This is a genomic window from Aldersonia kunmingensis (assembly GCF_001646865.1).
Classification (GTDB): domain Bacteria; phylum Actinomycetota; class Actinomycetes; order Mycobacteriales; family Mycobacteriaceae; genus Aldersonia; species Aldersonia kunmingensis.
This window is the reverse complement of the sequence record NZ_LRRB01000297.1, coordinates 1-20899: the sequence shown is the minus strand read 5'-3', so window position 1 is coordinate 20899 and position 20899 is coordinate 1. Positions and strand designations below refer to the sequence as shown.

15 protein-coding genes and 1 pseudogene are annotated in these 20899 nt (G+C 66.5%); 2 read left to right on the top strand and 14 right to left on the bottom strand.

Translation table 11 applies throughout. The features are described from left to right. Nucleotides 1–203 precede the first annotated feature (203 nt). Both A8G08_RS23790 and A8G08_RS23785 read left to right on the top strand, forming a co-directional pair. A complete protein-coding gene (locus A8G08_RS23790) occupies nucleotides 204–2588 on the top strand; it encodes an ATP-binding cassette domain-containing protein (protein ID WP_068279754.1) in 2385 nt (794 codons plus the stop codon). Nucleotides 2589–2686: 98 nt separating this feature from the next. Continuing rightward, entirely contained in the window at nucleotides 2687–3145 is a 459-nt protein-coding gene (locus A8G08_RS23785) for a helix-turn-helix transcriptional regulator (protein ID WP_068279715.1), read from the top strand. Between the two features lie 115 nt (nucleotides 3146–3260). On the opposite strand, the gene A8G08_RS23780 is transcribed toward A8G08_RS23785, so the two are convergent. The 14 genes and pseudogenes from A8G08_RS23780 to A8G08_RS27310 all read right to left on the bottom strand — a co-directional run. Further along, nucleotides 3261–4301 (bottom strand): cytochrome d ubiquinol oxidase subunit II, encoded by a 1041-nt coding sequence (locus A8G08_RS23780; RefSeq protein ID WP_068279714.1) that lies wholly within the window; start codon nucleotides 4299–4301, stop codon nucleotides 3261–3263. Continuing rightward, nucleotides 4298–5752, bottom strand: coding sequence for a cytochrome ubiquinol oxidase subunit I (locus A8G08_RS23775; protein ID WP_084436802.1), 1455 nt, complete (start codon nucleotides 5750–5752; stop codon nucleotides 4298–4300). Before A8G08_RS23775 ends, A8G08_RS23780 begins: the two co-directional genes overlap by 4 nt. Nucleotides 5753–5771: 19 nt before the next feature. Then, complete coding sequence (locus A8G08_RS23770; RefSeq protein ID WP_068279749.1) at nucleotides 5772–7667, bottom strand: glycoside hydrolase family 15 protein; 1896 nt, start codon at nucleotides 7665–7667, stop codon at nucleotides 5772–5774. A 5-nt stretch (nucleotides 7668–7672) separates the two neighbouring features. Next, entirely contained in the window at nucleotides 7673–9103 is a 1431-nt protein-coding gene (zwf, locus tag A8G08_RS23765) for a glucose-6-phosphate dehydrogenase (protein ID WP_068279713.1), read from the bottom strand. Between the two features lie 89 nt (nucleotides 9104–9192). Beyond that, the gene (gene acs, locus A8G08_RS23760; RefSeq protein ID WP_068279710.1) at nucleotides 9193–11148 is read right to left on the bottom strand and encodes an acetate--CoA ligase; all 1956 of its coding nucleotides are present in this window, start codon (nucleotides 11146–11148) and stop codon (nucleotides 9193–9195) included. Nucleotides 11149–11292: 144 nt separating this feature from the next. After that, complete coding sequence (locus A8G08_RS23755) at nucleotides 11293–12921, bottom strand: solute symporter family protein (protein WP_068279708.1); 1629 nt, start codon at nucleotides 12919–12921, stop codon at nucleotides 11293–11295. Then, nucleotides 12918–13277, bottom strand: coding sequence for a DUF485 domain-containing protein (locus A8G08_RS23750; protein WP_068279705.1), 360 nt, complete (start codon nucleotides 13275–13277; stop codon nucleotides 12918–12920). The genes A8G08_RS23755 and A8G08_RS23750 overlap by 4 nt, the downstream gene beginning before the upstream one ends. 146 nt (nucleotides 13278–13423) lie before the next feature. Next, nucleotides 13424–15169: a sodium/solute symporter gene (locus A8G08_RS23745; RefSeq protein ID WP_068279746.1), complete on the bottom strand. Its 1746-nt coding sequence runs from the start codon at nucleotides 15167–15169 to the stop codon at nucleotides 13424–13426. A 34-nt stretch (nucleotides 15170–15203) separates the two neighbouring features. Continuing rightward, nucleotides 15204–15575, bottom strand: a complete 372-nt coding sequence (locus tag A8G08_RS23740) for a hypothetical protein (protein ID WP_084436798.1) — start codon at nucleotides 15573–15575, stop codon at nucleotides 15204–15206. Continuing rightward, nucleotides 15572–16369 (bottom strand): LytR/AlgR family response regulator transcription factor, encoded by a 798-nt coding sequence (locus A8G08_RS23735; RefSeq protein WP_068279698.1) that lies wholly within the window; start codon nucleotides 16367–16369, stop codon nucleotides 15572–15574. Before A8G08_RS23735 ends, A8G08_RS23740 begins: the two co-directional genes overlap by 4 nt. Before the next feature lie 65 nt (nucleotides 16370–16434). Continuing rightward, a complete protein-coding gene (locus A8G08_RS23730) occupies nucleotides 16435–17646 on the bottom strand; it encodes a sensor histidine kinase (RefSeq protein ID WP_084436796.1) in 1212 nt (403 codons plus the stop codon). Between the two features lie 325 nt (nucleotides 17647–17971). Further along, nucleotides 17972–19006 (bottom strand): Acg family FMN-binding oxidoreductase, encoded by a 1035-nt coding sequence (locus tag A8G08_RS23720; protein WP_187344518.1) that lies wholly within the window; start codon nucleotides 19004–19006, stop codon nucleotides 17972–17974. A gap of 187 nt (nucleotides 19007–19193) precedes the next feature. Then, nucleotides 19194–20771 (bottom strand): GAF domain-containing sensor histidine kinase, encoded by a 1578-nt coding sequence (locus tag A8G08_RS23715; RefSeq protein WP_084436807.1) that lies wholly within the window; start codon nucleotides 20769–20771, stop codon nucleotides 19194–19196. 44 nt (nucleotides 20772–20815) lie between these two features. Continuing rightward, nucleotides 20816–20899, bottom strand: a pseudogene (locus tag A8G08_RS27310) (DNA-binding response regulator); the annotation flags it as partial.

Sequence of the window (20899 nt, the reverse complement as noted above, 5' to 3'; positions counted from 1 at the left end):
ACACCGAGGCGCGAAGCGGGTCAATTGCACTGATCTGCAACAGAACTCGCGTGCATGAAGGCGAGCACCAGGCGTGCGCGAGTGGTCGGCCCCGGGCCGACCGGGCAAACCCGGCGTGCGGGCGCCTCTACGCTGTTTGAATCGAGACGAGCCGAGCCGATCGGGGCGCCGAATGCGGCCCCCACCCGATGAACGGAGACACGATGAGTACGGCCACGAAGAAGAAGTCCTCCGAGCCGCACCCAGCCGACAGTCACGAAATGATTCGCGTGCACGGTGCGCGCGAGAACAACCTCAAGAACATCGACATCGAGATCCCGAAGCGACGGCTGACGGTCTTCACCGGCGTCTCCGGCTCGGGCAAGAGCTCGCTCGTGTTCAGCACGATCGCCGCCGAGTCGCAGCGGATGATCAATGAGACCTACAGCGCGTTCGTGCAGGGCTTCATGCCCACGCTCGCGCGCCCGGATGTGGACGTGCTCGAGGGACTGACGACGGCGATCATCGTTGACCAGGAGCGCATGGGCGCCAACGTCCGCTCCACCGTCGGCACGGCCACCGATGCCAATGCGATGCTGCGGATTCTGTTCAGCCGGCTCGGCAAGCCGTATGTCGGTTCGCCGCAAGCGTTCTCATTCAATGTCGCGTCGCTCAGCGGCGCGGGCGCGGTCACCCTGGAAAAGGGTGGGCGTGAGGTCAAGGAGCGGCGCAGCTTCAGCATCACCGGCGGGATGTGCCTGCGCTGCGAGGGACGTGGCGATGTCTCCGACTTCGATCTCACGGCGCTGTACGACGATTCGAAGTCGCTCAACGAGGGCGCGCTCACCATTCCCGGCTACACCATGGAGGGCTGGTACGGCCGGATCTTCCGTGGCTGCGGCTTCTTCGATGCGGACAAGCCGATCTCGAAGTTCACGAAGAAGCAGCTCAACGATCTGCTCTACAAGGAGCCGATCCGGATCAAGGTCGAGGGCATCAACGTCACCTACGAGGGCCTGGTCCCCAAGATCCAGAAGTCGATGCTGTCCAAGGACCGCGACGCGATGCAGCCGCACATCAGGGCGTTCGTGGACCGGGCGATCACCTTCCAGACGTGCCCGGAGTGCGGGGGATCCCGTCTCACCAAGCTCGCGCGTTCGTCGAAGATCAACGGGATCAGCATCGCGGACGCGTGTTCCATGCAGATCAGTGATCTGGCCGAATGGGTGCGCGGGCTCGATGAGCCGTCGGTGGCGCCGCTGCTCGAAGCGCTGCGGGGCAACCTCGACTCGTTCGTGGAGATCGGGCTCGGCTACCTGTCCCTCGATCGGCCGGCGGGCACGCTATCGGGTGGTGAGGCGCAGCGCACCAAGCTGATCCGGCACCTCGGCTCTTCTCTGACGGATGTCACCTATGTGTTCGACGAGCCGACGATCGGTCTGCACCCGCACGACATCGCTCGCATGAACGACCTTTTGCTGCAGCTTCGCGACAAGGGCAACACCGTGCTCGTGGTCGAGCACAAACCCGAGGCGATCGCCATCGCCGATCACGTCGTCGACCTCGGCCCGGGCGCGGGCAGCGATGGCGGCCAGGTGGTCTTCGAAGGCACCGTCGACGAGCTGCGGTCCAGCACGACTCTCACCGGCAAGCATTTGGACGACCGGGCCAAGCTGAAGGACGACGTGCGAGAAGCGAACGGCGCGTTGAAGATTCGCGGCGCTTCCACGCACAACCTGCAGAAGGTGAGTGTCGACATCCCGCTCGGCGTCCTCGTGGTCGTGACCGGCGTCGCCGGCTCGGGCAAGAGCTCGCTGATCAACGGTTCGGTCGCCAATCGCGATGGCGTGGTCACCATTGACCAGGCCGCGATCAAGGGCTCGCGGCGCTCCAACCCGGCGACCTACACGGGTTTGCTCGAGCCGATTCGCAAGGCCTTCGCGAAGGAGAACGGCGTGAAGCCGGCGTTGTTCAGCGCGAACTCCGATGGGGCATGCCCCAATTGCAACGGCGCCGGGGTGATCTACTCCGATCTGGCGATGATGGCCGGTGTCTCCACTCCGTGCGAGGTGTGCGAGGGCAAGCGCTTCATGGCCGAGGTGCTGGATTACAAGTTCGGCGGCAAGGACATCAGCGAGGTACTGGGCATGTCGGTTGCCGAAGCCGAGAAGTTCTTCGGCGGGGGAGACGCCAAGCTCCCGGCGGCGCACAAGATCCTGGCCAGGCTTGCCGACGTCGGCCTCGGCTACATCAAGATCGGCCAGCCGCTCACCACGCTGTCCGGCGGCGAACGACAGCGCCTCAAGCTGGCCACCCACATGGGCGAAAAGGGCGACACCTACATCCTCGACGAGCCGACCACCGGTCTGCACCTCGCGGACGTGGAGAACCTGCTCGGCCTGCTGGACCGGCTCGTCGATTCCGGCAAGTCCGTGATCGTCATCGAACATCACCAGGCCGTGATGGCGCATGCCGACTGGATCATCGACCTCGGCCCCGGCGCCGGTCACGACGGTGGGCGGATCGTCTTCGAGGGCACTCCGGCCGACCTGGTCTCGGGTCGCGAGACGCTGACCGGCGAGCATCTGGCGGAGTACGTCGGGGCATGACCGCCGGGCTCGGCTCTCGATCCCGCGCATCCGGTTCGGCGACGCCGCGCCGGACGCGCGGGTGGACGACTCGGGTGTCGAGCCGGGAAAATGCAGTTGTGCCGTCCACCCGCTCGACAACAGACGACAGCGTCTCACAGCAGAGGCGCGAGGACCTCAGGCGGCTGCGCCGGGTTCGCGACCGCATCGACCGCGAATACACGCAGCCGCTCGATGTCGAGGCGCTCGCTCGAGGGGTGCATATGTCGGCCGGGCATCTCAGCCGCGAGTTCCGCCGGGCCTACGGTGAGTCGCCGTACTCGTACCTGATGACACGCCGGATCGAACGGGCGATGGCGTTGTTGCGCCGCGGTGACCTCAGCGTCACCGAGGTCTGCTTCGAGGTGGGTTGTTCGTCGCTGGGCACCTTCAGCACCCGGTTCACCGAGCTGGTCGGGATGCCACCGAGTACCTACAAGCGCGAGGCGGCGAACGCGACTGCGGGAATTCCGTCGTGCGTGGCGAAGCAGGTGACGCGTCCGGTGCGGCACAAGGAAGTTCCGGCGCGCGAGAGATAGGTTCCGCCGCACACCTTCTGCGCGTCCGCGTCGCCTTCGGCATGCGGAACGCTGTGCGGGACAACAGGAAGTGTGCGGCGGGGCTGTGGATCCCGTCGAAATCGTCCGCGCTGCGCTATTTCGCGCCCGGGTCCGGTGCGGCGGACCGTGCCTGCACGCTCTCCTCGGGCAGCAGATCGCGCTGGTCGAGAACATAGAGCAGGCCGAGGAACGGCAAGACCAGCACGACGACCGCGATCGCGGCCACCAGCAGCGCGGTGAGGGTTCCGTCCGGTGCTGCCGCGTCGGCGACCTTGACGGTTTCGGGCAGCAGATACGGCGATTGCGCCACACCCCATGCGAGGACGACTGTCGCGACCGCACCGGCGGCGGACCATCGCGCCCAACGGTATCGGCGGCGAACGACGAGCAGCAACGAGACGCCGCCGAGGACCGCCGACACGATCACCACCGGGAGTGCGCGCGAGGTGAGACCGTCGAATAGGTAGGGCGCATCCGCGTGCAGCACCGCAATGCCCACGGCCACAACCACTCCGACGACGATGGCCGCGATCATCGCGCGCAGCCGGAAGTAGGCGGTCATCTCGGCATCGCCGAGCCGGTCCGCGTCGGCGCCGAGATATACCGATGCCAGGTAGGCCGCGACCACCACGGCGAGGACACCGCCGAGGGTGGATGTCGGGTTGATCCAGCTGTGCACCGGGTCTCCGGCCTCACCGCCGGGAGGCACGCGGCCCGTCGCGACCGCTCCCGCCACGGTGCCGAAGAAGTACGGCACCAGGACAGAGGACACCGCGAACGCGGCGCCGAAGCGTCGCCGGTCTCGGGTTCGCAGCATCACCTTGCGGAATGCGAAGCCCGACCCGCGCAACACGATTCCCAGCGCCGCTAGCGTGAGTGGCACGAACAGCGTCAGCGTGATCGATGCATACACCTCGGGGAACGCAGTCCACAGCAGAACGAAGCAGAAGATCAGCCACACGTGATTGGCTTCCCAGACCGGTCCGATCGCGCGATCGATGACCGCCCGTGGATGCTCGCCCGTCCGGGCGCCGCCGGCAATGAGATCCCAGAACCCGGCTCCGAAGTCGGCGCCACCGAACAGGCCGTACGCGAGGACACTCGCGAACAGAACGGCGGCGATAACGGAACTCATGGCTGTCGCACATCCGTGCTCAGGTCGGGCGTTTCGTCGACTTCGCCTGCCGTATCGGTGCGCGGACCGTATGGAGTCGAGGCGAGCACCGACGAGGCTTCCTCGGATGCGCGGAATCGGCGGCTCAACATTCGCAGCACGAGCACGGTTGTGACCGCGAGCGCGATGTACAACACCGCCACCGCGATGAAGGTGAGCCACACACCTGTGTTGCCCGTCGCCGCGTCCTCGACCTTCATGTAGTTGTAGACGATCCACGGTTGCCGGCCGACCTCGGTGACGACCCAGCCGGCCTCCATGCAGATCACCGCGAGCACACCGCAACAGGCCGCGATCCGAAGAAACCACTTGGTGCGCGGTATGTCTCGGCGGAACACCCAGTAGATACCGAACCAGAGTGCGATCGCGAAGAGCAGGCTGCCGATGCCGACCATTGCGTCCCAGGCGAGATGCACCACATTTACCTGGGAGACAGTAGGTCTCGCGTTCTCGGGGAAACTCTCCAAGCCCTGCACCACGGTGGCCGTGCCGGTGCTCGGATCGGACAGCCACGATGCGAGCCCAGGTATGGGCAAGCCGCCGCTGATCGTGAGGTCGTCGTTCAAATGACCCAGCAGCGTCTCCGGCACGTCACTGCTGGTGCTCGGAACCATTTCGAGCGCCGCGAATTTCGCGGGCTGGTTCTCGTACACCCACCGCGCGAGCGAGTCACCGACCACCATCTGCGGCACGATCGCGACGCAGGCCACTGTGAACGGGATGAGGAATCCGAGGCGGTGCAGCCGATCCCGGCGGCCACGCAGCATGCCGACCGCGTAAACCGACGCGACAAGGAACCCACCCACCACATAGGCGGCGATGATCATGTGGGTGGCCTGCAGTGGCATCGAGTCGTTGAAGATCACGCCGAGCGGATCGACCTCGACGATCTCGCCGTTCGAATCGAGGGTGAACCCGGACGGCGCGTTCATCCACGCGTTCGCCGCGATCACCGAGGCGCTGCCGAAGATTCCCGCGATCACGATCGGGATGCCGGTGGCGAAATGTGTCCACGGCTTCAGCCGCTTCCAGCCGAAGATGTAGATGGAGACGAACACTGCCTCGGTGAAAAAGAACAGCCCCTCGAACGCGAACGGGATACCGAACGCGTCGCCCCACTGGCCCATGAATCTCGGCCATAGCAAACCGAATTCGAAGCTCAGCACCGTTCCGGTGACCGCGCCGACCGCGAAGGTCACCGCCATGTAGGTCGACCAGCGTTGCGCCAGCCGCAGCGCATCGGCGTCGCCGCGCCGAATTCCGCGATAATTCGCGATCAAGGTCATAAACGCCCACGAGACGCCAAGAGGAACCAGGATGATGTGGCAGGCGAGCGTGAACGCCATCTGAGAGCGCGCCCATGGCACCGGGTCCACCGTGGGTAGCGCCAGCATCAACTCGGTCGAACTCACGGCGCCTCGCCGTGCGGAGTCACGAGAACTCCGCGATGAACTCGGCGAAGATGATCCGGCCCGCCGCCTCGATCAGCGCGAGATGGGAGAACGCCTGCGGGAAATTGCCCAGATGCAGGCCCGACGTGGCGTCGTACTCCTCGGCGTACAGCCCGAGCGGTGAGGCGACCTTGAGCAGTCGCTCGAGCATGTCCCGGGCAATGCCCATCTCGCCGATGATGGCCCACGCCGACACCATCCAGAACGAGCAGATGAGGAACGTGCCCTCCTTGCCGGAGAGTCCGTCGTCGGTCTCGTCGGTCTTGTAGCGCAGCACGAACCCGTGTTCCGACAAATCGCTGTCGATCGCCTTGACGGTGTTGCGCAACCGCTTGTCGTTACCGGGAAGGAACCCGAATACTGCGGCAAGCAGCACCGAGGCATCGAGGGCGTCGGTCTCGTAGTGCTGACGCAGAATGCCGTCGCGCACACCGTGTTCGAGGATGTCGGCCTTGATTTCCTCGGCGGTCGCCTGCCATGCCTCCGCGCGCTCGTTGTCCCCGCGGATCTCGGCGATCTTGCCGGCCCGGTCCATCGCCACCCAGCACATCAGCTTCGAGGAGACGTAATGGCGTGGCTCGCCACGCGCCTCCCAGATGCCCTGGTCTGGTTTCTGCCACACGGCGGTCGCGCATTCGGCCTGCGCCTGCACGACGGGCCACAGCCGGCGCGGCAACCGCTTGCTGCGCACCGAGTGCAGCAGGATCGAATCGAGCACGGCACCGAAGACGTCGTTCTGGTGCTGGTCGTAGGCGCCGTTCCCGATCCGCACCGGGCGGGCACCGCCGTACCCGGACAGGTGGTCGAGAGTGGACTCCGTGAGGTCACGTGTGCCGTCGATGCCGTACATGATCTGCAGTCCGCCATCGCTATTCGGTTCGAGATCGGCGATGAACTGCATGAATTCGTAGGCTTCCCAGTCGAGGCTGAGGAAGTGCAGCGCCTGCATGGTGAAGGTGGAGTCGCGCATCCAGGCGTAGCGATAGTCCCAGTTTCGTTCTCCGCCTGGCGTTTCCGGCAGCGAAGTGGTCAGCGCTGCGACCGTGGCGCCGGTGGGGAGGTAGGTCAAACCTTTCACCGTGAGTGCCGAGCGCTGGAGCATCGAGCGCCATCGGTGATCGGGAATGCGGGAGCGGCTCAGCCACCTTCGCCAATATCGGCTTGTCGCGTCGAGGAGTTCGTTGGCGTCCGCGAAGTTGACCGGCGCGGCCAGCTCTGCCGCCCAGGACAGTGCGCAAAAGATCGACTCGCCCTCCTCGAGGGTGTGCCTGCCGCGGACCCGGCCCCCCTCGATACCCAGCGCCAGATCGGTGCGCACGCGCAGGGTCAGACCGCCACCGGTCGCATCGGCGCAATGCCGAGCGTCATCGCACAGTGTCCATTCGGCCTGGGTACGTCCATAGTCGAAGACCGGTTCGCACAAGAGTTGGATGTCGATCGACCCCTCGAAGCAGGTGACCGTCTGCACGAGAATGTGGTCGGCGTCCTCGTCCGCGGGTGGGCGGGTGTGCGGGGTGACCGTGTCCTCGCACGCGGTGGGTCCCATGGTCAGCGCCGTGCGAACCGTCGCCCAGCCGGTGGGGGTGCTCCAAATCGTGAGCATCGTGTTGGTGCCGGGTTCGTAATGTCGTTCGGCCGGAACATTGCTGCCGAACGGGGCAAGCCGGAACGTCCCCGCTTCCCGGTCGAGCAGCGCACCGAACACACTGGGCGAGTCGAAACGCGGCACACACAGCCAGTCGATCGAGCCGTCCGGCGCGAGCAGCGCGCCGGTGTGGCAATTGGAGAGGAAGGCGTAGTCGGCTATCGGCGGGAACGGCGAAAGTGGCCCGCTTGCACCGACATTCGGCAATTCGGCATCGTCGGCATTCCCCAGTTCGGTCACGACGGCAACCAAGGCTCGTGCCAATGAATCGGGTCGGTCATCAGGTCGTTGCTACTCGCCGGTCCCCAGGTGCCCTGTTTGTACGGCTGCACCGGTGGCGGCGCATCGAGCAGTGGCTGCATCACCCGCCAGCATTCCTCGACGCTGTCCTGCCTGGTGAAGCGGCCACTGTCGCCGACCATCGCGGCGTGCAGCAGCACCTCGTACGGGGTTGGTCCCTCGCCGCCCTCGTCCTTGAACTGCATGTCCATCGTGATCGGCTCGGGTTGCCGGCTGTCTCCGCGCTGCGCCTCGGCGAGGATCCGGATCCCGGTGTGCGGGTCGAGGCGGATGATGAGCTGCGCCGGTTCGGGCCGGTGTTCGTCGAAGATCCACACCCGCGGCGGTTGCCGGAACACCAGTCGCAATTCGGTCTGCCGTTCCGGTAGGCATTTGCCGGTGCGCAGGTAGAACGGCACGCCGGACCAGCGCCAGTTGTCCACTTCGAGGCGCAGCGCCACGAATGTCTCGGTGTTCGAGTCCGGCGCCACCCCGTCGACGTCGCGGTAGCCCTCGTACTGCCCGCGCACGTAGTTGGCGGGGTCGGCAGGCGGCATCGCGCGGTAGACGTTCACCATCGCGTCCTTCAATGCCGCCGCCGACGGCGCGGATGGTGCCTCCATGGCGGCAGCGGCCACGAGCTGCATCATGTGGTTGACCACCACATCCCGCAGTGCACCGACAGGTTCGTAAAACCGCCCGCGATCGGCGACATCGAATTGCTCGGCCATCGTGATCTGCACCGACGATACGTACTGCCGGTTCCAGATCGGTTCGAAGATCGCGTTCGCGAACCGCAGATACAGCGTCTCGGAAAAGCCCTTCTTCCCAAGGAAGTGGTCGATCCGGTACAGCTGCGATTCGTTCACGTACTTGTGCAGATCGGCGGCAAGTGCCTTGGCCGATTCGAGGTCGTGGCCGAACGGCTTCTCCACGACGAGGCGTGCCGTTGTGGTCAATCCGGCTTCGGAGAGCCCCTTGATCACCATGGCGAACAGGCCCGGCGGAATCTCGAGGTAGAAGACGGGCTGCTGCTTGCCGTCGATGGCCTTACCGACGGCCGAGAACGTGTCGGCCGATGAGAAGTCGCCGCCGATATAGCTGAACCGGGACGCGAGGCGATTGAAAACGTCCTCGTCTACCGGCTCGCCGCCCGCAGTCTCGATCGACTCGCGAGCTCGATTGCGCAACTGCTCGACCGTCCAATCCTCGGCGGCGACACCGAGGATCGGGCAGTCGAGCAGCCCGTTGCGTTCGAGCCGGTACAGCGACAGGAACGTCATCACCTTGGCGAGGTTGCCGGTGATGCCGAAAATGACAAGGACATCTGCCGGCGGGCCCTCCGCGAGGGGTGCGGTTTCGTCTCGATCCGGGCTGACTGCTGTCATGGTGCGTTCCTTCCGAGGTGAACGCTTCAGCAGCCAAAATGCTATCTGCGGACGGGGTCCAAGATCAGCGAATCAGGGCGAATTGGCAGTTAACCCTTGATCGCGTCGAACACCTTCGGGTCGACAAGTGTCGACGTGTCGCCGAGTTCGCGGCCCTCGGCGATATCGCGCAGCAGCCGCCGCATGATCTTGCCGGACCGCGTTTTTGGCAGTTCGGGCACGATCTTGACCTCGCGCGGCTTGGCGATCGGCGAGATCTCCCGGGCCACCTCGGCCTTGAGTTCGGCAACCACGTCGTCGCCTCCGCTCGCGCCCGACTTGAGGATGACGAACGCCACGATGCCCTGCCCGGTGGTCTCGTCCGCAGCACCGACGACCGCGGCCTCCGCGACCGCGGTGTGCCCGACGAGCGCGGATTCGACCTCGGCGGTGGAGATGCGGTGCCCGGAGACGTTCATGACGTCGTCGACTCGGCCCAGCACCCAAAGATCGCCGTCGGCGTCGTAGCGGGCGCCGTCACCGGCGAAGTACCAGCCTCGATCCGCATATCGCGACCAGTAGGTTTCGCGGTAGCGCTCCATATCACCCCAAATCCCACGCAGCATCGACGGCCAGGGCTGGTCGAGCACGAGATATCCGCTGGCCTCCGCGCCACCGCGGGGGACCGGGTTTGCCTCGTCGTCGACGATGTTCGCCGAGATACCGGGTAGCGGCGTCATCGCGGCACCCGGCTTGGCCGCGGTCACACCCGGTAGCGGCGCGATCATGATGGCGCCGGTCTCGGTCTGCCACCAGGTGTCGACAATCGGCACCTCACCGCGGCCGAGCACCTCACGGAACCAGCGCCACGCCTCCGGGTTGATCGGTTCGCCGACACTGCCGAGCAGCCGGATCGACGACAGGTCGTGAGCGTCGGGGATCGCACGGCCCCACTTCATGAACGTCCGGACCAGCGTGGGAGCGGTGTAGTAGATGCTGACGCCGTACTTTTCGATGATTTCGAAGTGCCGGTGCTCGTTCGGCGAGTTCGGTGTTCCCTCGTAGACGACCTGCGTTGCGCCGTTGGCCAGCGGGCCGTAGACGATGTAGGAGTGTCCGGTCACCCAGCCGATATCGGCGGTGCACCAGTACACGTCCTTGCCCGGCTTGTGGTCGAAGACGTAGTGGTGTGTGTACGCGGTTTGGGTGAGGTAGCCACCGCTGGTGTGCACGATGCCCTTCGGCTTACCGGTCGTGCCCGACGTGTACAGCACGAACAGTGGCTGCTCGGAATCGAAGGCCGCGGGAGCGTGTTCCGGTGACGCCGCCACAACTGTCTCGTCCCACCACAGGTCGCGCCCGTCGGTCCAGTCCACGTCGATGCCACAGCGCCGCACGACCAGCACGTGGTCGACGGTTTCGTTCGGCGTCTCGCCCCCGAGGGCCTCGTCGACCGCGCCCTTGAGCGGCGCCGCCTGGCCGCGCCGGTACTGGCCGTCCGTGGTGACGACGAGCTTGGCCGACGCATCGTCGATACGGGCACGCAGTGCCGCCGAGGAGAAGCCGGCGAACACGACCGAGTGCATCAGTCCGAGCCGGGCGCAGGCCAGCATCGTCACGATCGCCTCGGGCACCATCGGCATGTAGATCGCCACCCGGTCACCGGCGCTCAGGCCGAGTTCGGTGAAGTAGTTCGCAGCCCGGGAAACGTCGGCGAGCAACTGCGCGTACGTGATCGAGCGGGAATCGCCCGGCTCACCCTCCCAATGGATGGCCACGCGGTCGCCGTTGCCGGCGGCGACATGGCGGTCCACGCAGTTCACCGCGACGTTCAACTTGCCGTCGACGAACCAGTTGGCGACGAATTCCTCAGTATCCCAATCGAGTACCTGCCCGTACGGCTTGTCCCACTGCAGCCGGTCGGCCTGCTCGGCCCAGAATGCCAGTCGGTCCGACCACGCCTTCTCGTAGATGGCGGCGTCCGTGTTCGCCGTGGCCGCGAACTGTGGGCTCGGCGGGTAGACCCCGGAATCCTTTTTCGTATCAGTCGTATTCGTCACGGTCATGAATCTTCCTTCTGGGTCCGGCGGGACTGGCCTGTGGCGGAAACAAGGCGTGCCGGTCGCTCACTTTCGTGGTTCCGCGGAAGCGTATCCACGGGCGACCGGCACGACGACTGCCCGATCGGGCAGAGTTTTCGAACTACCCGGTCAGTGCACCACCGCCTTTTCGGCGCCGACTCCCGTGAGTGAACGCACCTCCATTTCGGCGTTCTTGGCGTCGTTTCCACGATCCTTCGACAGCAGCGTGCCGAGGATGCCCAGCGCGAACGCCAGTGGGATCGACACGATGCCCGGGTTGGACAGCGGGAACCAGGAGAAGTCCGAACCGGGGATCATCGAGGTCTTCGTTCCCGAGACGGCGGGGGAGAACACGATCAACACGATGGTGCTGATCAGGCCGCCGTACATGCTCCACAGCGCGCCCTGGGTGTTGAAGCGCTTCCAGAACAGCGAGTACAGGATCGTCGGGAGGTTCGCCGACGCAGCCACCGCGAACGCCAGCGCGACGAGGAACGCGATGTTCTGGCCGTTCGCGAGGATGCCGAGCCCGATCGCGAGCACACCGATGACCACGGCGGTGATCCGCGAGACCCGCACTTGCTCGAACTCGTCTGCCTTGCCGCGCTTGATCACGCTGGCGTAGATGTCGTGCGCGAACGACGCCGAAGCGGTGATCGTGAGGCCGGCGACCACGGCGAGGATCGTCGCGAACGCCACCGCGGAGATGATGCCGAGCAGCAGGACACCGCCGAGTTCGAACGCGAGCAGCGGCGCCGCCGAGTTCTGTCCGCCGGCGGAGGCCAGGATCTTGTCCGGGCCGACGATCGCGGCGGCGCCATAGCCGAGCACCAGGGTGAACAGGTAGAACGCGCCGATCAGGCCGATCGCCCAGACCACCGAGCGACGGGCTTCCTTCGCGGTAGGCACCGTGTAGAAGCGCATCAGCACATGTGGCAGACCGGCGGTGCCGAGCACCAGGGCGATACCGAGCGAGACGAAGTTGATCTGCGAGGTGGCGCTGCCGCCGTACTGAGCGCCCGGCGCAAGCACGTCGCGGCCGGCGACGGCCTCGCTGGACGAACCGGAAACCGCTTCCTGCGCCGAGCCGAGGATGTCGGAGAGGTTGAAGCCGAACTTCGCCAGCACCATCACGGTCATGAACGCGGCGCCCGCGATGAGCAGCACGGCCTTGATGATCTGCACCCAGGTGGTGCCTTTCATGCCGCCGATGAGGACGTAGAGGATCATCAGCGCGCCGACGATCGCGATCACGATCGACTGGCCCGTGCGGCCTTCGATGTCGAGGAGCAGCGCGACGAGTCCGCCGGCGCCGGCCATCTGGGCGAGCAGGTAGAACAGCGAAACCGTCAGCGTCGAGATCGCGGCGGCCATGCGTACCGGGCGTTGCTTCAACCGGAAGCTCAGTACGTCGGCCATGGTGAACTTGCCCGTGTTGCGCAGCAGTTCGGCCACCAGCAGTAACGCGACGAGCCACGCGACCAGGAAGCCGATCGAGTACAGGAACCCGTCGTAGCCGTAGACCGCGATCGCGCCGGCAATACCGAGGAAGCTCGCGGCCGACAGGTAGTCACCAGCGATCGCGATGCCGTTCTGCGGCCCGGAGAAGCCGCGACCACCGGTGAAGTAGTCCGCCGCGGTCTTGTTGTTGCGGCTCGCCCGGATCACCACGACCAGCGTCACCGCGACAAAGATGCCGAAGATCGTGATGTTGGCGGCCGGACTGCCGACTTCGGCAGCGAGGTATGAGGTGGTCACTGCTGGGCTCCCTCGAGCTCGTCGCGAATCGCCGCCGCACGCGGGTCGAGTTCACGGTTGGCGAAGCGCACGTACAGGCCGGTGATGACGAACGTCGAGACGAACTGCAGCAGGCCGAGCAGCAGGCCGAGATTGATATTGCCGACCACCTTGGTAGCCATGAAGTCGTGTGCGTACGCCCCGAGCAACACGTAAACGAAGTACCAGATCAGGAAGAACGCGGTCATCGGAAAGATGAAGCGGCGCAGCCGGTGTCGCAGATCCTGGAACTCCGGACTTGCCTGCATGTCGAGAAAGGCCTGGGCGTCGGGCGTGTGTTCGCGCCCCGCGTCCGTATCTATGTCGGTGCCGGGCATGAATGCTCCTAGGGCGACGGAGAGGATTTGTCGCCTCGAACGATAGGGAGACCCAGGTCACAACAGAATGGTGCGGTCGGGGTCACGCGCCGAAGAGGAGCATTGTGCGCCGAACGGTCGATTCCGTGCGACGAACGGTAGGCGGGTCAGGGCTCGCGTCGCGGTACGTCGCCGAGATCGGCGACCCGGTCGATGCCCATACCCGTGCGTTCCGGAGCATGCAGGCGGGTAAGGATGCGCGCGATATCGCCCGGCACCTGCGCACGGGTCAGGTGACTCACCACGATCATCACCGCGAATGCGAGCGGGACGGTCACCGCCGCCGGGTAGCCGAGGATTGCGCCTGGCCAGCCGGTAATTCCACCGTGGTCGAGACCGCCGAGGACGGCGATCGTGGCCGCCGCCGTGGCACTGACACCGCCCGCCACCAGTCCGGCCGCCGCGCCCACCGCGGTCAATCCGCGCCACCAGATTCCGAGCACCAGCAGCGGACACAACGTCGAGGCGGCGACGGCAAACACAAGCCCGACCGTGCGGGACAGGTCGGCTTGCGCCGCCGCGAGCGACAGCACCAGCGGGACCGCACCGGCAAGTACCGCGGCGAGCCGGAAGTCTCGCACCCGCCCGCGAAGAACGTCGGTGGACACCACGCCCGCGATGCTCACCACCAGCCCGGACGAGGTCGAAAGGAAGGCAGCGATCGCCCCGGCGGCGACGAGCGCGGCAATCAGTTGTCCGGTCCAGCCACTCAGCACCGCGCCGGGCACCAACAAAACCGCCGCGTCCGAGGTGCCGGTGATCAGCAACTCCGGCACGTACAGCCGGGAGAAGACGCCAAGCAGGGTCGGGAACAGGTAGAACACGCCGAGCAGTCCGATCACCGCCAGCGAGGTCGCGCGCGCGGCTCGGCCGTCCGGGTTGGTGTAGAAGCGGACAAGGACATGCGGCAGTCCCATCGTGCCAAGGAATGTCGCGATGATCAGCGAATACACCTGGTACAGCGGATGATCGCCGCCGAACCCACCACCGGGCTGCAACCATTCGCGACCATCCGCGGGTGCCCCGGACACGATCGGCACCGCAGCACCCGCATCGAGAACCAGCACGCTCCCGCTGCCGAGTTCGTGTTCGCCAGGGGAGAGGATCACGGCACCGTCCACCGCACGGCCGTCGACCGTTCCGGTCACGGTGGCGCGTTCCTCGAGCGGCACCTGAACCACGACATCGGTGGTGATGTCGATCGTCGTGCGTTGGTCCACGGTCGGCGGCGCCTCGCTGCCCAGCGCGCCGCCCGAGCCGGCGAAATGCGCGCACAGCACGAGCGCAGGGATTGCGACCGCGGTCAGCTTGAGCCAGTACTGGAAGGCCTGCACGAAGGTGATCGAACGCATGCCGCCACCCGCGACATTCGCCACCACGATCGCGCACACCACCACCGCGCCAACCCAACTGGGCACACCGAGCAGAGTCTGCAGGGTGAGGCCGGCGCCCTGGAACTGCGGCACCAGGTAGAGCGTGCAGATCACTGCCACCACGATCATGGCGAGCGTGCGCAGCCAGCGGGCGCCCAGCCTGAACTCGGCGAAGTCGGGCACGGTGTAGGCCCCGGACCGGCGCAGCGGCGCCGCGACGAAAAGCAGCAGACCGAGATAGCCGACAGTGAATCCGATCGGGTACCACAGGGCGTCGGCACCGTACTTCGCGATAAGCCCCGCCACTCCGAGAAATGATGCGGCGGAAAGGTATTCACCCGAAATAGCGGCGGCGTTCCAGCGTGGGCCGACACTACGCGAGGCGACCAGGAAGTCCGAGGTAGTACGGGCCAAGCGGACCCCGTAGACCCCGATCGCCACGGTCGCGAGCGCCGCGAACGACAGGCCAAGGACAGTCATCGCGGTGAAATCGGTGGTCACGACCCTTCTCCGCTCAGTCGTCGAGCAGATCGGTGAACTGTTGCTCGTTGCGCTCGGCGTGACGCACGTACACCCGGCCGACCAGGAACAACGCGGGATACACGAGGGCACCGAGGATCAGCCATGGCAGCCGCACACCCCACACGGAGAATTCACCGATCGCGGGAAAAGCGAAGCACAGGAGGGGTATTGCGCCGAGCGCAACAACGGTGAGCACCATGACCCGGATCGCGAGGCCCAGCTGCGCGCGCATGAGCCCCCGGATCAGTGCCTCGCCCACCGCGGTCTGCTCCTGCACCTCAACCCGGGTGCGGACCATCCGCGCGCCTCGGCGCTCGGACAACACCACCCGCTGCCGTGCCGGCCGGCCACCCGGGGTAGTCACGGAGTGCCTCGCTGCCGCGGCGCACGCACCAGGCGGTCCTTCAGGTCACGGGTGTGCCGCCGGCTGACCGGTAGTTCGACCGCGGGCGATTCGCCGTTGGCGCGCAGCGATACCGCCACCCCCGAACCGACCGAACGGATCCCGGTGACAAGACCCATCGCTACCAGATAGGACCGGTGCACCCGCAGGAAACCGGCATCGCTCCAGCGCTCGGCCAAGGTGGACAACGGAATTCGAACGAGATGGGCGCCCCCACTGGTGTGCAGCCGGGCATAGTCGCCCTCGGCCTCCACCCAACCGATGCTTGATCGCGCCACCATCGTGGTCACCCCGCCGAGGTCGACCGGAATCACCTCGTCCTGTTCCGGGGACTGCGCTGCCGCGGGGGTCGGCACGGTCGCGCGCGCTTCGACGACTCGGCGGACCGATTCGGCGAGCCGCTCCTCCCGAATGGGCTTCAGTAGGTAGTCGACCGCGCCGAGATCGAATGCGGCCACGGCGCGATCGTCGTGCGCCGTGACGAACACGATCGCCGGCCGCTGCGCGAACTCCGAGAGCACCCCGGCAAGTTCGAGACCGTCGAGCCCGGGCATGTTGATGTCGAGGAAGACCGCCTCGATTGTGTGGGCACGCAGCAGACGTAGCGCCGTGGTCGCATCCTGTGCGGTATGGACGTGCCCGATGTGATCGTTGCGCCCCAGCAGATAGGCGAGTTCATCCAATGCTGGCCGCTCGTCGTCCACGGCCAGGACGGTGAGCGGGGTGCCGCGCGGGGTTTCGGTGGAAGGGCTCACTGCGGGTCAATATTGCCACGGGCGTGCCCGATTCGGCCCATCTAGAGAGAGGCAACCGAGCGTCGTCACGCGCGAATTCCGGGCCGGAACTTCGGGACGCGCATGATCACCTTCGTGCCAGCGCCGGGGGCGGTTTCCACGACGAGGCCGTAGTCGTTGCCGAACGCGGCACGTAATCGGTCGTCGACATTGGCGAGCCCGACATGGGCTGCTTCGGCACCGCCGTTTGGGCGGTCACCGCCGTTTGCGCGGCCGGTCACGGCATCGAGAGCGCCGGAGGTCAACAGGGTGGGGTCCATCCCGATGCCGTCGTCTTCGACGGCGATCAGGCAGTCGGTGCCTTCATCCGAGGCGACAACGCTCACCGAACCACCACCCGGCTTTCCGGCAATGCCGTGCCGCACCGCGTTCTCCACCAGCGGCTGCAACGCGAGGAACGGCAACACGACGTTGAGCACCTCCGGGGCCACCTGCAGCTTCACCTGCAGCGCGTCACCGAACCGCGCGCGCTCCAGCGTCAGGTAACGGTCGATATTGCGCAATTCATCCGCCAGCGTCGTGTACTCACCGGCGGCACGGAAGGAGTAACGGGTGAAGTCCGCGAACTCCAGGATCAGCTCCCGCGCACGGTCAGGGTCGGTGCGCACGAACGACGCGATCGTGCCGAGCGCGTTGTAGATGAAATGCGGGCTGATCTGCGCTCGCAACGCCAGCACTTCGGCGCGGTCGAGTCGGGCCCGCGAGGCGTCGAGCTCGGCGAGTTCGACCTGCCCGGAAGAGTAGCGCGCGACATCGGCGATTGCGCCGAGCATGCCCGGATCGGGTTCGCTGCCGGTCAGTACGCCGAGTACGCCGATCACGCCCAGTCCGGCCGTGACAAGTGGCTGCGCAACCAGCGACCGGGGGCCACGATCCGCGCTCGAAGGCACGGTCACCAGGATGCGTCGGTTCGCCTCGGCCGCCCGCCGCGCGGTGACCGCGAATTCTTCGGCCAGTTCCCGGTGCGGCCCGGACCATGCAAGCACAACGCCGTCACGATCGGCGATTCCGATGGCCTCGCCGCCGGTCAGCTCCTGCAGATGTGGTGCTGCGTCACCGGCCGACACGGTGTCGAGCCCCCGCCGCAGGGGTTGTGCCGCGAGCGAAGCCGTGTGCAGCGCAGCATGCACCGCTCGCTGCGCGGGTGTGGCGAAAACTCGCCGCGTGCGTGACCAGGCAACGACTGCGATCGCCGCGACGACGACCGCGGCGACTACGAGGACGATCGTCGTGGTCACGGTCCCGATCGTCGCCCATCGTGTCTGCTCGTGTGCGGCAAACGCCGACTGCCTCGGTAGCGCAGCGGCACGATGAACTCATGCAGGCGCCGTGGCGGGGGCTCGACCGCCGAGTCGCACGCGACATCGCGCTGCTCACCGCACTGTTCAGGGTCGCGACCTTCACCGAGGGCGACGGCTTCGCGGGGTTCGCCCGCCCGGCCGGAGTTTTCGTTGGCGGGAGTTCTCGCATGGCGGCGAGTGCCGTTCGCGTTGGTCGTGATCGCTGCTGCGGTGACGACGGCTTTGCTTCGCCTCCTCGGGGCTTCGTGAGGCACTCGGTCACTTAGTACGCGCGGGCGGTCTGTGGACGCATCGCGAACACGGAGTCGACGTCGCGACGCGCGGTCCGAGGCCGGTCGGACGGTTCATTCGCTGCGGCGCCGACCCGGATGACCACTTGCGGCACGCCGCATTCGGGTGCGAGTTGTGCGACGACCGCCCGGCTGGCCGGCAGTTCCGTCAGATGCGTCAGGGTGCAGGTCGCGTAGCCCGCGACTGTTGCCTCGAGCAGCACCGCGGACAGCGCTTCGCCACATCGCAGGCAGTCAAGTGGGTGGTCACCCTCGGTGCCGAGGACAACCAGTGCCGAGGCGTCGATTTCGGGTGCGGACTCTGCAGAGATCGTTTGGCCGGCGGGGAAGGTGCGACCCAGCGGTACCCGCGCGGAGTCGCCGGAAGTGGCAAGGACACTCGCGGGCACGCCGTCGACCTGTGTCGAGTGGCCTGTCCACCAACGCAGTTCGGCGCGGTACATGGAGTCGTACCGGCGCCGGGCGGCGGTCATTCGGGACGCCTGCGCGAGATCACCGCGACTGTCCTGGGTCAGGAACGTCGCTGTCGCGGCGTAGTCCTCGAGCAGTTCGGTGATCCTCGGTTCGAAGTCGGCCCAGTCCGCCGGTGGGCTGAGCGGCGACCGGTCGGTGCGGCGCCGCTCGATCGCTTCGGCGAGGAAGTGTTCGGCCATGGTGACGAACCTGGCCGGTGTGAAGGTGATTGCGGCGAGGTGATCCAGGCGGGTCGGATCCGGGAAGCGGACCACCAGGGCTCGCCAACCCCGCACGGCCAGTGCGACTTTCAGGTGATCGAGTACCGCACCACAGCTGAGTAGCAACTGCCTGCCGAAGGGATCGGTTTCGGGGAGCAGGCGTGCGGGATCGCTGTAGAGGTGCAGGACAACACCGTCGAACACCCACTTCCATGGCTGGGTGTTGTGCAGCGACGGAGCGCGGCAGGCCAGCGCCACGGCAGCGCGCACCGTCTCGGGTGTCGGTCCGGCAATCATGTCGGGCGCGGGCGGCATGAGCGAATTGGTGTTCATCGCAAATCTCCATCGGTACCGGAGTCCCGGAGCGAACCCGTACCCATGACGCTAGGCTCGCCGCCCCGCCGCGACAGGTGCCATAGGTCCCCGGCAGCAGGGACCAAGGCAGTCGGTGTTCCGCGCACCCGGTCCGCGAGCGCGATCCGAGGTGGCCCTGCCCTCGCCGCGAGCGTGCGCCTCGCAATTAGAGCAGCGGCGCGGACCAGACGAGCACGGTGCCGCCCGATTCCGCCGGGCGAACCGTGAACTGGCCCTGGACGCGAGTTGCCCGCGCGGCGAGGTTCTCGAGGCCGCTGCGCGCGATGTTGTCGGGTATGCCGACGCCGTCGTCGGCAACGGTGATGGTGAGGTCCTCGTCCACGGCGATCTCGACCGTGATCGTGGCCGGTCGGCCGTGGCGCACCGCATTACTCACCGCTTCTCGTACCACCGCCTGCGCGTGCTCGGCGAGTTCGGCGCCCAGCACCGAGAGCGGGCCTGTGATGCGGACGTTCGCGCGGATGCCGCTGTCGGTGGTCATCTGCGCCACCGCCGCCTCGAGCCGACGCCGGAGGCGTGTCGTGCCGCCCTCACCGTGCAGGTCGTAAATTGCCGTGCGGATCTCCTCGATGACCTCCTGCAGGTCATCGGTCGCGGTGGAGAGACGCTGCTGCATTGCGGGCGACTCGGCACGAGAAATGGTGCCCTGCAACGACAATCCGACCGCAAAGAGCCGCTGGATCACATGGTCGTGCAGATCGCGCGCGATCCGGTCGCGGTCGCTGAGCACGTCGAGCTCCCGCATCCGCTGCTGCGCGGCCGCCGCCTGCAACGCCAGCGCCGCTTGATCGGCGAACGCGGCCATCAGCTCGAGCTGACCGGTGTCGAACGTCGGCGCATCCGGCGCCCGTAGGGTTACCAGCACACCGTGGATATCGTCGGCGGCACGCAGCGGAAGCACCAATGCGGGACCTCCCTTGCCGACCGCGAGGTCGCGCGCGAGTTCGGCAGGGATTGTGTCGTGGCGACCAGCGGTGGTCGATGCCATGATGGCGGCGAACCGGCCGGCCTCGATCGGGCGCACGCGACTCGTGGTTTCGGAGTCTGCACTCGACTCGGTGACAATTAGTTCGACTACCTCGGTCGGGGCCAGGTCCGCGTCCGCCGGCAACGCGAGGATCGTCCGATCGGCGCCGGTCAGTTCGTTGGCCAGATCGGCGATGCGATCGAGAACCGCGGATGCCCCCGCTCCGGCCAGCAATTCTGCGCCGATATCCCGCGTGGCCTCGATGTAGCGCTGCCGCGCGCGGGATTGTTCGTAGAGTCGCGCGTTGCCGATCGCAGTGCCGGCCGCCGCTGCCAGTGCTTCGACGAGTGCCTCGTCGTCGGCGGTGAAGGCTTGCCCACCGGCCTTCTCGGTCAGGTAGAGGTTTCCGAAGACCTCGTCATGCACCCGCACCGGAACACCCAGGAACGTCCGCATTGGCGGGTGATTCTCGGGGAAGCCGACTGACGCTGGATGCTCGGCCACGTCGTCGACCCGCAACGGGCGTGGATCGTCGATGAGCACGCCGAGCACACCTCGTCCCTCCGGCAGGTGGCCGATGCGCTCTGCCGAAACGTCATCGATCCCCTGATAGACGAAACCGACCAGGTGGTGTCCCTCACCGCGGACACCGAGCGCGCCGTACCCGGCGTCGACCAGTTCGACCGCGGCCGCGACGATCGCCCGCAACGTGGAATCCAGTTCGAGTCCCGACGTGACGGCAAGCATTGCCTGCATCAGGCCCTTGCTGCGGTCGGGAACACCGCCGGATCCGGCTCGCGTCACTTTTCTCGGGTATCGCGGCCGAGTTTCGAGACGAACACCGCGGCCTGAGTGCGTCGTTCCATGCCGAGCTTGGCCAGCAG

Bases quoted from the DNA above. Each gene is read 5' to 3' on its own strand.
- A8G08_RS23720 (WP_187344518.1), bottom strand. From the start codon at position 19,006: ATGAACACCAATTCGCTCATGCCGCCCGCGCCCGACATGATTGCCGGA.
- A8G08_RS23790 (WP_068279754.1), top strand. From the start codon at position 204: ATGAGTACGGCCACGAAGAAGAAGTCCTCCGAGCCGCACCCAGCCGAC.
- A8G08_RS23745 (WP_068279746.1), bottom strand. From the start codon at position 15,169: ATGACTGTCCTTGGCCTGTCGTTCGCGGCGCTCGCGACCGTGGCGATC.
- A8G08_RS23715 (WP_084436807.1), bottom strand. From the start codon at position 20,771: ATGCAGGCAATGCTTGCCGTCACGTCGGGACTCGAACTGGATTCCACG.
- zwf (WP_068279713.1), bottom strand. From the start codon at position 9,103: ATGACAGCAGTCAGCCCGGATCGAGACGAAACCGCACCCCTCGCGGAG.
- acs (WP_068279710.1), bottom strand. From the start codon at position 11,148: ATGACCGTGACGAATACGACTGATACGAAAAAGGATTCCGGGGTCTAC.
- A8G08_RS23750 (WP_068279705.1), bottom strand. From the start codon at position 13,277: ATGCCCGGCACCGACATAGATACGGACGCGGGGCGCGAACACACGCCC.
- A8G08_RS23780 (WP_068279714.1), bottom strand. From the start codon at position 4,301: ATGAGTTCCGTTATCGCCGCCGTTCTGTTCGCGAGTGTCCTCGCGTAC.